This window comes from Streptomyces sp. CB01373 (assembly GCF_002803075.1).
Taxonomy (GTDB): domain Bacteria; phylum Actinomycetota; class Actinomycetes; order Streptomycetales; family Streptomycetaceae; genus Streptomyces.
The window spans coordinates 112,116-125,650 of sequence record NZ_NNBK01000019.1 but is presented as its reverse complement, the minus strand read 5'-3'; the positions used below and the strand labels follow the sequence as shown (position 1 = coordinate 125,650).

Annotated in this window: 12 protein-coding genes; 9 read left to right on the top strand and 3 right to left on the bottom strand. The window is 73.6% G+C overall.

Going from position 1 to position 13,535, the window contains the following annotated elements:
- Nucleotides 1-60: 60 nt before the first annotated feature.
- Genes CG719_RS28455 through pcaDC form a run of 7 tightly spaced genes read left to right on the top strand, consistent with a single transcriptional unit; the run spans nucleotide 61 to nucleotide 6,532 of the window.
- Nucleotides 61-816 (top strand): CoA transferase subunit A, encoded by a 756-nt coding sequence (locus CG719_RS28455; RefSeq protein WP_100571564.1) that lies wholly within the window; start codon nucleotides 61-63, stop codon nucleotides 814-816.
- The gene (locus CG719_RS28450; RefSeq protein ID WP_100571563.1) at nucleotides 816-1,460 is read left to right on the top strand and encodes a CoA transferase subunit B; all 645 of its coding nucleotides are present in this window, start codon (nucleotides 816-818) and stop codon (nucleotides 1,458-1,460) included. Before CG719_RS28455 ends, CG719_RS28450 begins: the two co-directional genes overlap by 1 nt.
- Nucleotides 1,457-2,659 carry a thiolase family protein gene (locus tag CG719_RS28445; protein WP_100571562.1) on the top strand — a complete coding sequence of 401 codons (1,203 nt, stop codon included), beginning with the start codon at nucleotides 1,457-1,459 and terminating at the stop codon, nucleotides 2,657-2,659. The genes CG719_RS28450 and CG719_RS28445 overlap by 4 nt, the downstream gene beginning before the upstream one ends.
- Nucleotides 2,660-2,679: 20 nt before the next feature.
- Complete coding sequence (gene pcaH / locus CG719_RS28440) at nucleotides 2,680-3,453, top strand: protocatechuate 3,4-dioxygenase subunit beta (protein ID WP_100571561.1); 774 nt, start codon at nucleotides 2,680-2,682, stop codon at nucleotides 3,451-3,453.
- A 6-nt stretch (nucleotides 3,454-3,459) separates the two neighbouring features.
- Nucleotides 3,460-4,065: a protocatechuate 3,4-dioxygenase subunit alpha gene (gene pcaG, locus CG719_RS28435; RefSeq protein ID WP_100571560.1), complete on the top strand. Its 606-nt coding sequence runs from the start codon at nucleotides 3,460-3,462 to the stop codon at nucleotides 4,063-4,065.
- Nucleotides 4,062-5,420 carry a 3-carboxy-cis,cis-muconate cycloisomerase gene (gene pcaB / locus CG719_RS28430; protein WP_100571559.1) on the top strand — a complete coding sequence of 453 codons (1,359 nt, stop codon included), beginning with the start codon at nucleotides 4,062-4,064 and terminating at the stop codon, nucleotides 5,418-5,420. The genes pcaG and pcaB overlap by 4 nt, the downstream gene beginning before the upstream one ends.
- On the top strand, nucleotides 5,417-6,532 hold the full coding sequence (gene pcaDC / locus CG719_RS28425; RefSeq protein ID WP_100571558.1) for a bifunctional 3-oxoadipate enol-lactonase/4-carboxymuconolactone decarboxylase PcaDC: 1,116 nt from the start codon (nucleotides 5,417-5,419) through the stop codon (nucleotides 6,530-6,532). The genes pcaB and pcaDC overlap by 4 nt, the downstream gene beginning before the upstream one ends.
- Before the next feature lie 110 nt (nucleotides 6,533-6,642).
- Here the strand turns inward: pcaDC and CG719_RS28420 are convergent, their stop codons facing one another.
- Entirely contained in the window at nucleotides 6,643-9,333 is a 2,691-nt protein-coding gene (locus CG719_RS28420; protein WP_100571557.1) for an ATP-binding protein, read from the bottom strand.
- Nucleotides 9,334-9,517: 184 nt separating this feature from the next.
- On the opposite strand from CG719_RS28420, the gene CG719_RS28415 reads away from it, so the two are divergent.
- Nucleotides 9,518-10,582 (top strand): DUF2510 domain-containing protein, encoded by a 1,065-nt coding sequence (locus CG719_RS28415; protein ID WP_100571556.1) that lies wholly within the window; start codon nucleotides 9,518-9,520, stop codon nucleotides 10,580-10,582.
- A 135-nt stretch (nucleotides 10,583-10,717) separates the two neighbouring features.
- Here the strand turns inward: CG719_RS28415 and CG719_RS28410 are convergent, their stop codons facing one another.
- Nucleotides 10,718-11,359 carry a TetR/AcrR family transcriptional regulator gene (locus tag CG719_RS28410; protein WP_100571555.1) on the bottom strand — a complete coding sequence of 214 codons (642 nt, stop codon included), beginning with the start codon at nucleotides 11,357-11,359 and terminating at the stop codon, nucleotides 10,718-10,720.
- Nucleotides 11,360-11,722: 363 nt separating this feature from the next.
- Between CG719_RS28410 and CG719_RS28405 the strand changes: the two genes are divergently transcribed.
- A complete protein-coding gene (locus tag CG719_RS28405) occupies nucleotides 11,723-12,703 on the top strand; it encodes a hypothetical protein (protein ID WP_100571554.1) in 981 nt (326 codons plus the stop codon).
- A gap of 7 nt (nucleotides 12,704-12,710) precedes the next feature.
- Here the strand turns inward: CG719_RS28405 and CG719_RS28400 are convergent, their stop codons facing one another.
- Nucleotides 12,711-13,532 (bottom strand): phospholipid scramblase-related protein, encoded by an 822-nt coding sequence (locus CG719_RS28400; RefSeq protein ID WP_100571553.1) that lies wholly within the window; start codon nucleotides 13,530-13,532, stop codon nucleotides 12,711-12,713.
- Nucleotides 13,533-13,535: the final 3 nt, after the last annotated feature.

The window sequence follows — 13,535 nt, the reverse complement described above, 5'->3', positions numbered from 1 at the left end:
ATAGTCAGTGCGCTGACTATCTGCGTTGCTGGATGCTCGGCAGAGATGAGGCTTGATTCGATGGACAAGGTGGTCGCCACAGCCGCTGAGGCCGTGGCCGATGTGCCGGACGGCGCGTCGCTCGCGGTCGGTGGTTTCGGGTTGAGCGGGGTGCCGAATGTGCTGATCGGTGCGTTGTACGACCGCGGGGTGGGCGGGCTGTCGGTCGTCTCCAACAACTGCGGTGCGATGGAGTCGGGCCTGGCGGTACTGCTGGCCGCGGGCCGGATCGGTCGCGTGACCGGCTCCTACATCGGGGCGAACAAGGAGTTCGCGCGGCAGTATCTGGCCGGCGAGCTGGAGGTGGAGCTGATTCCGCAGGGCACGCTGGCCGAGCGGCTGCGCGCGGGCGGGGCGGGGATTCCCGCCTTCTACACGCCCGCGGGTGTGGGTACGCAGGTGGCCGAGGGCGGGCTGCCGTGGCGGTACGACGGGCAGGGCGGGGTGGCGCTGGCGTCCCCGCCGAAGGAGGTGCGGGAGTTCGACGGCACCGAATACGTGCTGGAGCGCGGGATCCGGACCGATTTCGCGCTGGTGCGCGCCGCGAAGGGCGACCGGCACGGCAACCTGGTCTTCAACAAGTCCACCCGGAACTTCAACCCGCTCGCCGCGATGGCCGGCAAGGTCACCGTCGCCGAGGTGGAGGAACTGGTCGAGCCGGGTGAGATCGACCCGGACGCGGTGCACCTGCCGGGCATCTTCGTCCAGCGCGTGGTGGCCCTCACCCCGGAGCAGGCGGCGGACAAGAAGATCGAGCAGCGGACGGTGAGCAACTGATGGCGTGGACACGCGAGGAGATGGCCGCCCGTGCCGCGCGGGAACTCCGCGACGGCCAGTACGTCAATCTGGGCATCGGTCTGCCCACCCTGATTCCGAACCATCTGCCGGAGGGCGTGGAGGTGGTCCTGGAGTCGGAGAACGGCATCCTGGGCACCGGCCCCTACCCCACCGAGGACGCCGTCGACCCGGACCTGATCAACGCGGGCAAGGAGACGGTGACGGTCCTGCCCGGCGCCTCCTTCTTCGACTCGGCGCTGTCGTTCTCGATGATCCGCGGCGGGCACATCGACGTCGCCGTACTGGGCGCGATGCAGGTGTCCGCGGGCGGTGACCTGGCGAACTGGGCGGTCCCGGGCAGGATGGTCACGGGGATCGGCGGGGCGATGGACCTGGTCCACGGTGCCCGCACGGTGATCGTGGTGATGACCCACACCGCCAAGGACGGCAGCCCCAAGATCGTCGAAGAGTGCGTTCTGCCGCTGACCGGCAGGGCGTGTGTGGACCGGATCATCACCGACCTCGGCGTCCTCGACGTCACCGGCGACGGACTCGTCCTCGTCGAGACCGCACCCGGCGTCGGCGTCGAGGAGATCGCCGCCAGGACCGGCGCCGAGCTGACTGTCGCAAAGGACCTGCTGTGAAGACCGTCTACCTCGTCGACGCGGTCCGCACCCCGATCGGCCGCTACAACGGCGCCCTCGCGAGCGTCCGCCCGGACGACCTCGCCGCCCACGCTATCCGTGAACTCCTCGCCCGCACCCCCGGCCTGGACCCGGCCCGGATCGACGACGTCCACCTCGGCAACGCCAACGGCGCCGGGGAGGAGAACCGCGACGTCGCCCGCATGGCCGCGCTGCTGGCGGGCCTGCCGACCTCGGTGCCGGGCGTCACGGTGAACCGGCTGTGCGCCTCCGGCCTGGAGGCGGTGATCCAGGCCGCCCGCGCCATCGCCGTCGGCGACGCCTCCATCGCCGTCGCCGGCGGTGTGGAGTCCATGACCCGCGCCCCCTACGTGCTGCCCAAATCCGACCGGCCCTTCCCTGCCGGGCACGCGGAGCTGTACTCGACCACCCTGGGCTGGCGCATGGTCAACCCGAGGATGGACCCGCAGTGGACCGTCCCGCTGGGCGAGAGCGCGGAGTTGATCGCCGAGAAGCACGGGATCAGCCGCGAGCGGCAGGACGAGTTCGCGCTCGCCTCCCACCGGAAGGCGGCGGCCGCGCAGGAAGAGGGCCTGTTCGACCCCGAGTTGGCACCGGTCGCCGTCCCGCGGCGCAAGGGCGACCCGGTGGTGTTCGCCGCCGACGAGTCCGTACGCCCGGACGCGTCCCTGGAAGCCATGGCCAGGCTCAAGCCGTCGTTCCGCACGGAGAACGGGACGGTGACCGCCGGGAACGCCTCCCCGCTGAACGACGGTGCCGCGGCCCTGCTCCTCACCGACGAGGAGGGGCTGAAGGCCACCGGCCGCGAGCCGTTGGCCCGGATCTCCGCCAGCGGGCTGTCCGCCGTCGACCCGCACTGGTTCGGACTGGCCCCCGTCGAAGCCGTCAACCGGGCGCTGGCGAAGGCCGGAAGGACCTTCGCCGACCTCGACACCCTGGAACTCAACGAGGCGTTCGCCGCCCAGGTCCTCGGATGCGTCGCGGAGTGGCCCGAGTTCGACCCGGCCGTCCTCAACCCCCAGGGCGGTGCCATCGCCCTCGGTCACCCGCTCGGCGCCTCCGGCGCCCGGCTCGCCGGCACCGTCGCCCACCAACTCGCCCGCAAGGGCACAGGAGTCGGCGTCGCCGCCCTCTGCATCGGCGTCGGCCAGGGCCTCGCCCTCGTCCTCGAACGCTAAGGAAGGGTTAGGAAACCCCCATGGCTCTCACTCAGCACGACATCGACCAGGAGATCACGGCCGAGCACGCCGCGTACGAGAAGCGTGTCGCCGAAGGCGCCCCGGTCGAGCACCACCCGCGCCGCGACTACGCGCCGTACCGCTCCTCGGTGCTGCGCCACCCCGAGCAGCCGCTGGTCGCCATCGACGTCAGCAAGGACCCGGAGCTGGTCGAGCTGTCCTCGCCCGCGTTCGGCGAGCGGGACATCACCGGGATCGACAACGACCTCACCCGGCAGCACACGGGTGAGCCGATCGGTGAGCGGATCACCGTCTCCGGGCGGCTGCTCGACCGTGACGGGCGGCCCGTGCGCGACCAGCTCGTCGAGATCTGGCAGGCCAACTCCGCGGGCCGCTACGCCCATCAGCGCGAGCAGCACGACGCGCCGCTCGACCCCAACTTCACCGGCGTCGGCCGTACGCTGACCGACGCGGACGGCTTCTACCGGTTCACCACGATCCAGCCGGGCCCGTACCCGTGGCGCAACCACGTCAACGCCTGGCGTCCGGCGCACATCCACTTCTCGGTCTTCGGCGCGGCGTTCACGCAGCGGCTGGTGACGCAGATGTACTTCCCGAACGACCCGCTGTTCCCGTACGACCCGATCCTCCAGTCCGTGACGGACGACGCTGCCCGGCAGCGGCTGGTCGCCACCTACGACCACAGCCTGTCGGTGCCGGAGTTCTCACTCGGCTACCAGTGGGACATCGTGCTGGACGGCCCGCACGCCACCTGGCTCGAAGAAGGGCGCTGACCTGCCATGACGAAGATCGACACGAGCAGCCCCGAGAACGTGCTGCCCACTCCGTCGCACACGGTGGGCCCCTTCTACGGGTACGCGCTCCCCTTCCGCGGCGGCGAGGAGATCGCGCCCCTGGGGCACCCGGACACCGTCACCGTGCACGGGTACGTGTACGACGGCGAGGGCCGGCCCCTGCCGGACGCCCTGGTGGAGGTGTGGGGGCCCGACCCCGACGGCAACCTGCCGGCCGTCGACGGCTCGATGCGGCGCGACCCGGCCTCCGGCGACCACCTCGGCCGCAACGGCGTGGAGTTCACCGGCTTCGGCCGCATCCAGACCGACGTCGACGGCCACTGGTACGCGCGGACTCTGCGGCCCGGCGCGCGCGGGCGGAACGCCCCCTATCTCAGCGTGTGCGTGTTCGCGCGCGGGCTGCTCGTGCACCTGTTCACCCGGATCTACCTGCCCGGTGACGAGACCGCGCTGGCCGCCGATCCGCTGCTCGCCCAGTTGGACGGGGAGCGGCGCGCCACGCTGATCGCCGCGCGGGAGGACAGTGGGGCCTACCGTTTCGACATCCGCCTTCAGGGCGAGGGCGAGACGGTCTTCCTGGAGTTCCGGTGACACCATCCGCCGCTGATCCCGCCGCCGTGGGTCTCGACGCCGGCCTGCTCGCTCCGGGCTGGGCCGGCTCCCCCGCCGCGTCCGCGACGAGCGACTCCGCCTATTTGCGGGCCCTGCTCGACGCGGAGGCGGCCCTCACCCGCGCCCAGGCCGCTCTCGGCCTCGCCCCGGACCGGGCGGCCGAGGCGGTGACCCGGGCGGCCGATCCGGACCGCTTCGACCTGCGCGCGCTCGCGGAACGCGCCCGCGGCGGCGGCAACCCGGTCATCCCGCTGGTCGCCGACCTCACCCGCGCCGTGGGTGAGGAGTACGGCTCCTACGTCCACCGGGGCGCGACCAGCCAGGACATCATGGACACGGCGACGATGCTGGTCGCGGTGCGCACCCTGGGCCTGGTCCTCGCCGATCTGGCCCGCACCGAGCAGGCGCTGGCCCGGACGGCCGCCGCGCACCGCGACACGGCGATGCCGGGCCGGACGCTGACCCAGCATGCCGTGCCGACGACGTTCGGCCTGAAGGCGGCAGGCTGGCGGTCGCTGGTGCTGGACGCCAGGGACCGGATCATCCGGGTGCGGGACTCCCTGCCCGCCCAACTCGGCGGCGCTGCGGGGACGCTGGCGGCCTTCTCCGCGTACGGCGCCGAGGACCCGACCGCGCTCGTCGCCGCGTACGCCCGTGAACTGGGCCTGTGCGAGCCGCTGTTGCCCTGGCACACACTGCGCACCCCGATCGCCGATCTCGCCGGATGCCTCGCCTTCGCCGCCGGGGCGCTGGGCAAGATCGCCGCGGACGTGCTGGTGCTGACCCGTACGGAGACCGCGGAACTCGCCGAGGGCAGTGGCGGCGGTTCCTCCGCCATGCCGCACAAGGCGAACCCCGTGCGGTCCACCCTGATCGCGGCCGCCGCCCAGCGCGCGCCGCACCTCGCGGCCGGCCTCCACGGGTCGCTGGTGGCGCCGGACGAACGGCCGCCCGGCGCCTGGCACGCGGAGTGGGAGCCGCTGCGGGAGCTGCTGCGGCTCGTCGGCGGCGCGGCCCGCGACGCCGCGGAGCTGACCGAGGGCCTGCGAGTGGACGCGGACGCGATGCGCGCCCATCTCGGGCTGACCCATGGGCTGATCGTCTCCGAGCGGCTGTCGGCCGAGCTGGCCCCCGTGCTCGGCCGGGCCCGTGCCAAGGAGCTGCTCACCGAACTCGCCCGGCGCGCCTACGCGGAGAACCGAAGCCTCCGTGACCTCCTCGCCGAACAGCCCGAGTTGAAGGACGTGGACGTGGATCTGGGCGAACTCACCGACCCGGCCCGTTACACCGGCTCCGCCGGAACCCTCACCGACCGTGCCCTGGAGCGACGTTGACTCTGCACCACCTCCTCGAAGGCCCCGCCTCCGCTCCCCCGCTGCTGCTCGGGCCGTCCCTCGGCACGTCGTACGCGCTGTGGGACAAGGTCGCCCCCGAGCTGGCGATCTCCCACCGGGTGGTCCGCTGGGACCTGCCAGGGCACGGGGGTTCACCGGCCGGGCTGATCGGGCCGGGCGCGACCGTCGGCGACCTCGCCGGCCTGGTGCTGGCGCTCGCCGACTCGCTCGGCATCGAACGGTTCGCGTACGCCGGGGTGTCGCTGGGCGGCGCCGTGGGTCTGCACCTCGCCGTGCACCACCCCGAGCGCGTCGACTCGCTCGCCGTGATCTGCTCGTCGGCCCACTTCAACGGCGCCAAGGCATGGCAGGAGCGGGCGGAGCGGGTCCGGCGGGACGGTCTTGAGTGGCTGGTCGAGAGCGCCGGCGCCCGGTGGTTCGCCGGTGACTTCACCGTGCCGGAACTGGTCCGGGACCACCGGGAGGCCGACCCGGAGGCGTACGCCGCCTGCTGCGACGCGCTGGCCGCCTTCGACCTCAGGGACCGGCTGCCGGAGATCGGCGCACCGACGCTGCTGGTCGCGGGCCGTGAGGACCCGGCCACCCCGCCCGCGCATCTGCGGCAGATCGCCGACGCGGTGCCCGGCTCCGCGCTGGCCGAGATCCCCGGCGCCTCGCACCTGGCGCCCGCGCAGTGCCCCGAGGCGGTCCTGGCGGTGCTGCGCACCCACCTCGACGGTGCTCCCCGGCGGGGCATGGAGGTGCGCCGCGAGGTGCTCGGCGACGCGCACGTCGACCGGGCGCAGACCCGGCAGACCCCGTTCACGGCCCGCTTCCAGGACTTCATCTCCCGCTACGCCTGGGGCGAGATCTGGACCGACCCGACGCTGAGCCGCCGCGAGCGCAGCCTGATCACCCTGACGGCGCTGATCGCGCACGGCCACTACGACGAACTGGCCATGCACGTACGGGCGGCCCGCCGCAACGGGCTCACCCCCGACGAGATCGGCGCGGCGCTGCTCCAGAGCGCCGTGTACTGCGGGGTCCCGGCGGCCAACTCGGCTTTCGCGGTGGCCCAGCGGGTGCTGGCGGAGGAGCCGGACGAGGACTGACGGGGGCCGCGGGCGACGGCTCTTCCTGTCACCGCGGCCCAGGTGGGCGTCCCCCGGCCGTGGACAGGCGTACCGAACCCGCGCCCACCGCACGGTCCCCCGTACCGGCCCTACGCCGGGGCCTGGCTCAGCCCGTGTTCCGACTCAAGGAGTCGTGCCGCCCGCTGCGCCAGGCCGTCCGCGCCGCACGAGCGTGCCAGGGCCAGGCCACGGCCCAGTTCGGCGGCCGAGCGCGAGACGATGCCGAACTCGACGCGGGCGACGGCGTGTTCGTACTGGCAGGGGGAGGCCTCCAGGTAGGTGACGGCCTGGGCGGCCAGCCGGACCGCCCGCTGGCCGGTCTCCAGGGCCGCGGCGCAGCGCAGGGCCTCTCCTATGGCGGTGTCGGTGCCGAACCGCTCGGCCTGGCGGCGGAGGTCGGCGACGAGCCGCCCGGCCCGCTCGGGGTCCTCGGTGGCGAGCGCCCGGGCCAGGTCGGCCGCCCAGGGCACCGTCACCGGGTTCTGGTGGCCGCGGGCGGCCGCCGCCTTCTCGGCCGCATCCAGTTCGCCCAGGCCGTCCTCGGTGCGGCCGAGGGCCAGCAGCAGCCGGCCGCGCACGCTGTGCGGATCGGGCAGCACGATGGTGGACGGGTAGGGCGGGGCGAAGTCGTGCTGCTCGGCCACCTCCCAGGCCCGCTCGACATGGCCGCGGGCGAGCAGGGTGTCGACGAGGTTGCAGGTCGCGGTCCAGTACAGGGGCAGTCCGCGGCCGACCCGCTCGGCCAGGCGCAGCGATGCCCGCAGGGCCTCCTCCGCCTCCCGCAGCCGGCCGCGCCTGCGGTGCCCGAGGCCGACGTAGGCGTGGGCGAGGGCGAGGTGGCCGCCGCTCCAACCAGCAATCTCGTAGGCGCGCAGGGCCTCGGTGTAGAGCGTCTCGGCGCGGTCGAGGCGGTCGCAGTAGGCGTAGGCGGTGGCGAGCATCAGCAGCAGTTCGATGCCCCACTCGGTGTCGGTCCAGCCGAGTCCGGGTGCGAGGCGGCCGTTGACGAGGGCCCGGTCGCACAGCTCCACGACCTCCTCGGCGCTCTCGCCGCGGGTCATGGCGTCGAAACCGCGCAGGATCAGCAGGGCGCGCTCGGAGTTGTCGCGTCCGGTGCAGCCGGAGGCGAGCGCGGCGAGGCGCTCGGAGCGGTCCGGGGAGCTGGTCCCGCTCGTGTACAGGCCCTCCCACATGTACTGCACGGCCTGCAACCGCATCCGGGTCGGCCCCGGTTCGTGGCGGGCGGCCTCCGCCTCGACCGTGCGGACGGCCTCCTCCAGCTGGTCGTTGTGGAGCAGGGCCTGGGAGAGCCGCCGCACGGCGTCCACACGGGTGGGACCGTCGAGGCCGGGCATGGCGAGCGCCCGCTGGAGGTGCTCGATGGTGGTGGCGGGCGCGGTCAGCCGCGTGGCGCAGCCCAGCTCGTAGAGCACACGCGCGTGCGTGCCGGGCGTCGGCGGCTCCAGCAGGGCCCGCTCCAGGCACTGGCGGGCCGCGTCGGACGCGCCGACGGCGAGGTGTTCGCGGGCCGCCTCGCGCAGCTCCTCGACGAGTTCCTGGTCGTCGTCCGGGTGGACCTGGAGCAGATGCCGGGAGGCCGCCGCGGCGCCGAGCCCGGAGTCGGTGACCACCTGGGCGGCGATGCCGTGCATGGCGGTGCGCAGGGCGTCCGGGATGGAGTTGTAGACATCGGTGGCGATCAACGGGTGCAAGAATTCCAGCTCCCCGCCGCCGCCCCGGCCGGTCCCCGGGTCCGGCTCGGTGAGGATGCGGGCGCGGCGCAGCAGTTCGGCGCAGCGCTCGGCGTCGTCGCGGGTCATGGTGGCCAGCCGGGCGACGAGCTCCACGGAGATGCCGGTGCCGAGGACCGCGGCGGCCCAGGCGAACCGGGTGGCGTCTATGCCGAGTTCCTCCAGGCGGGCGACGAGGCCGCCGCCGCGGGCGGAGCGGTTCAGGGCGCGCAGTTCGGCGGCCCGGGCCTCGACCGGTTCGAGTTCGCTGTCGCGCACCTTGGCGAGCAGTTCGACGGTCTCGTACGGGTTGCCGCCGGTGACCGCCCACACCTCGCGGCAGAACGGGGCGTCGGCGTGCGGGCCGAGGGTGGTGCGGGTGAGCCCGGCGGTCGCCTCGGGGGTCAGGGCGTTCAGGGCGTGCACGCCCGCGGCGGCGACGGCCGCGTCCAGGCACTGTGCGCCCTCGCCGCCGATCTCGCCCGGCCGGCGGGTGACCACGAGCAGTACGGGCAGGTCGTCGAGGCGCTCGGCGAACGCGGCGAGCCAGCGCAGGGTCTCCGCGTCGGCCCAGTGGGCGTCGTCGATCAGCAGCACCAGCGGCCACTCGCGCTCGGCGAGCCGGCGCACGGCGGCGACCAGGCCGTCGCACACGCCCTGCGGGTCGGCGTGCCCGTCCCGGGGTTCGGCGATGCCGAGGGCGGGGCCGGCGATGTGGTACCAGTCGCCGAGGTACTCACGGGCCTCCTCGGGCATCAGCGAAAGCAGCGCGGGCTGCAGCAACTGCCGTACCACGTTGAAGGGAACGGAGCGCAGGGTCTCGCCGCCGCGCGCCGACCACACGGCGCAGCCGCGGTCCTGGGCGATGCGGCGGGTCTCGGTCAGCAGGGCGGTCTTGCCCAGACCGGCCTCGCCCTCCAGGACCAGCAGTCCTCCCGCGGACGCGCGGTCGGCGCACAGGACGTCGATCGCGCGTACGACGGCGGTGAGTTCCTCGTCACGCTCCCACAGCGAGTCCGAGGCGGCCGTGCCCGGCCGTACCTCCGTCATCCCGCTACCTCCCCAAGTCACCCGACGGCATGCAGACTTCGAGCGTAGCCCCCGAGCGCCCGATGCGGCGGCCCGTCCCGGCAGCTGTTGCCGTTGCCGGGTGACCTGCGGTAGAGGGGCGCCGCGGTGAGCGGGAACGGGGTCCTCTCATCGGGCTTTCACCGACGCCTCATACGGTAGGCACATGACGCAGGTGACTCCTCCCGGGTGGTACCCCGACCCCGGGCAGACAAGTGACGGCCCCGCCACCGAGCGCTGGTGGGACGGCAGGGCATGGACGGACCAGACCCGGCCCGTCGGATCGGCGGCCGTGTGGGGTCCCCCGGCGCAGCAGGCGGCCCCGGGGCCGTACCCGGCCTCTCCAGGGTATCCGGCCTCTCCGGGGTATCCCGGACACCCGGGCTATCCGGGGCACCCCGGATACCCCGGCCGGCCTCCCGCCCCCGCGCGGCGCGGGCTGCGGATCGGCATCGCCGTCGGAGTGGCGGCCGCGGTGCTCGCGAGCATCGGCGTCGGCGTGCTCGCGCTGGTCCACGGCGAGGGCGGCAAGGACGGCCGTGCCGGGTCCCGGCAGGGGCAGGAGGGCCGGGGCGGCAGCGGCGAGGAACGCGGCCCGTTCGGCGGCCCGGGCGGATCCGGAGGCTCGGACGGGTCCGGCGGGTCCGGCGGGTCCGGTGGGTCCGGTGGGTCCGGTGGCGGGCCGTCCGAGGCGCCGAAGATCAAGAGCGGCTCGGTGACCGACGCGGTCAGCGGCATCAGCCTGCCCATACCCGACGGCTGGTACGGCCAGGAGCTGGGGGTGGGCGCCCAGGTCACGTCGAACGACGCCTACAAGTGCCCCGGCGACACCTCCAAGAACTGCACCAAGGGCGGCGCCTACTCGGCTCCCGCGCTCGTGCTGGGCCTGCGCGGAACCACGCCCGAGGAGGTCGCCAAGGCCGACATCGCGGCGAACGCCGAGGACTCCTACGGGGGCGAGGCCTACGGCAGGATCACCTCTCACGAGGTGCTGGCCTCCAAGGCGGTGACCGTGGCCGGGCAGGAGGGCTACCTGGTCCGCTGGAAGGCCGTCACCAGCAAGGGCGCCGACGGGTACGTGGAGTCGCTGGCCTTCACCTCGCCCGGCGCCTCACGGCAGCTGATCGTCGTCCGCTTCGGCGTCGACGTCGGGGAGCCGCAGTCCGTGATCGACGACATCACCCGGGGCATCGAGGCGGCCTCGGGCGGCGGCAGCGGCCAGAGCGTCTGAGCCGTCGTCCGGGTCGTACCCGGGCATACGCGGACCCGGCGGCCCATGACGGACGGGCGGGCTACCTCTCCGCTCCAGAGGTAGCCCGCCCGTCCGGGGTGCGCGCCGCCCCCGTCCGGGCAGGTCACCGCCCGGTCATCCCGGTGACGGTGGCCTGAGTCGTGAACCGAGGCCCAGCGCCGGCAGCACCGCGGCCTCCAGAAACCGGACCACGTAGTCCGGGTCGGCGTACTCCCCCTCGAGGACGGGCCGGATGCGCAGGACGCCGAACAGCTGCGCGGGTACGAACTCCAGCGCGGGATTGTCCGCGAGGACCTCGCCGCGCTCCACCCCGCGCCGCAGGATCTCCCGCAGCGCGGCGATCTCCGGCTCGACCAGCGTCTCGCGCAGCGCCCGCTGCAGCTCGGGGTCCAGCGTGATCGCGTGTCCGAGCGCCTGGAGGAGGCGGGTGTCCCGGCCCGACCACTCGCCCGCGGACCGCGCCACCCGCCGCAGGTCCTCGGCGAGCGAGCCGGTGTCGATGCCGGCGAAGCGGCAGCGGCCGCTGGACCGCAGGGCGGCCGCCACGAACTGAGGCTTGGTCCGCCACTGCCGGTAGAGCGTCGACTTGCTGCACCGTGTGCTGGCGGCGACGCCCTCCATGGTGACGGCGTCGTAGCCGTGCTCGCGGATCTGTTCGAGCACGGCATCGAAGAACTCCTGCTCACGCTCCGGCGTGAGCTTGGAGCGGCGCGAGGCGACAACCGTCTCCGGCTCGTCCGCGGCCTGCGATGTCATCGCTGCGCTCCTCACTCGTGTCCGGGAGTTCAGGCCTGGCTCGGGGCCCGCTCTCCAGTGTGGCGAAGGTCCATCGATACGACAGTGTACCGGTACGCCTGCGTATCGGTACACTGTCGTATCGGTACGCTGTCGTGTCGATGTATGGTACATCCGCACCGGTGTCGAAGCGGGCATCGGCACAGGTGACGACGCGGGTGCGGACAGCACCACCGGCATCACCCCACGCACCACCGTCACGAGAGGTCCGGGCATGACATCCCGAAGCGAGGCCGCCGAAGCGGAGCCCGCCGGACCGGCGGGGCGACCGCTCGCCGCCGCGTCCCGGCCGGCCGGGGGACACGCCCCGGCGGGGGCGGCCCGGTGAACGCCGCCCTGACGGCCGTGGTCCTGTCGCTGTTCTCGGCTGTCGCCTACGCGACCGCCGCGGTCGCCCAGGAGCGGCTCGCCGCACGCAACCGCGGAACGGGGTTGCGCGGACTGCTCCGGGCCGGCGCCTGGTGGTGGGCCGTCGCGCTGAACGGATCGGCGGCCCTGCTGCACGTGGCGGCCCTGAAGTACGGCCCGCTCACCGTGGTCCAGCCGCTCGGCGCGCTCACTCTGGTGGCCGCCGTGCCGCTGGGGGCGCGGATGGCCGGGCGGCGGGTCGTGGCAGCCGAGTGGCGGGGAACCGCGTGCACGCTGCTCGGCCTGGCCGCCCTGCTCCTCGCGGCCTCCGGACCGGCCCCGGTACACGTGCTGAGCCCCCTGGAGGCACTGTCGGTCGCGGGCGCCACGGCCGTCCTGATCGGCGCGCTGTCACGGCCGGGGGCGCGGCCGGGACTGCGGCACGCGACCGCGTCGGGGGTCGCCTCGGGCGTGGCCTCCGCGCTCACCCAGACGGTGACGGTGGCCGCCACGGACCACTCCGGACCCCTGCTCAGCGCCCGCGTGATCCTGGTGGCGCTGCTCGTCGCGGCCTTCGCCACCGGTGGCCTGCTGCTGTCGCAGACCGCCTACCGGGACGGGCTCGGCGCCCCGCTCGCGGTGCTGACGCTGACCAATCCGGCGGCGGCCGCGCTGATCGGGCTCACCCTGCTCGGCCAGGGACTGAAGGGCGGCGTGACGGGCGTGCTGCTGGCCTCGGCGGGCGCGGCCCTCGCCTCCTGGGGGGTCGTGACGCTCTCGCGGGCCGCCCCGAGGCCCGCGGACGCGCACCCCGGACCGGGTCCCGAGCGCACCGCGCGGGGCGACGACCCGGACCACCCGGTGGCCGCCGTACTCGCCCTGGAGACGGAACCGCCCGCCCAGGAACCGGCGCTGCCGTCCCGGCCGTTGGGGCCGGGACACCTCACCCCGCTGTAACCGCCGGTCAGTTCCAGCCGCGCGAGTCCTGCTTGAGCGCCGTGTCGACGGTGAGCGCGGTGGCGACCACCAGGCTCAGCAGCGGCTCGGGCAGCTGGTAGTGGATCTGGAGCACGTAGTTGTCGGCGGTCGTGAACATCGCCTTCGCCAGGCCCTCCCAGGTCTTGGTGATCCGGGCGACCTCGTTGTCGGCGTGGTCGACGATGGCGAAGTTCCAGGCGCGCCAGTTCTCCGCCTTGATGGCGCCGACCTGCTGCCCGTTCGCGTTCATCGCGAAGTTGATCTTGCCGAAGACGTTCTGCTGGACGATCTCGCCGACCTCGGAGCCGTCCGGACGGGACACCACCACGCGCGACTTGAAGACCTTCGCCGGCCGGGTGAGCACCAACTGGGGCGTGCCGTAGGCGTCGCGGATCTCCAGCCTGTGCGTCATGAACTGGTCGAGGCTGGAGACGAACCGCATCGCCTTCTTCAGCGCGCTCTGCCCGATCTCGGTGACCGCGCCGACCCGGTTGCCGTGCTGGTCGAAGACGGCGTACTCGTTGGTCAGCTCGATGAGCTTGACCTTCTGGTTCACCACGAGCACCGGCTCACTGAACAGGGAGCCACCCCCCTGCGCGCCCGGAGCGACTCCGGCCTGGTGCTGGACCTGGCGCTGCACACGCTGATCCGGGGCGGCCTGCTGCTGCGGCATCTGCGGCGCGGCCTGGGCCTGCGGGTCGGCGTGGGTGTGCTCCGTCCACTGGGAACCGTCCCAGTAACGCAGCGTCTGGGCCGCTCCATGCGGGTCCGGGTACCAACCTGCCGGTGTGTTCGCGTACGTACTCACCGG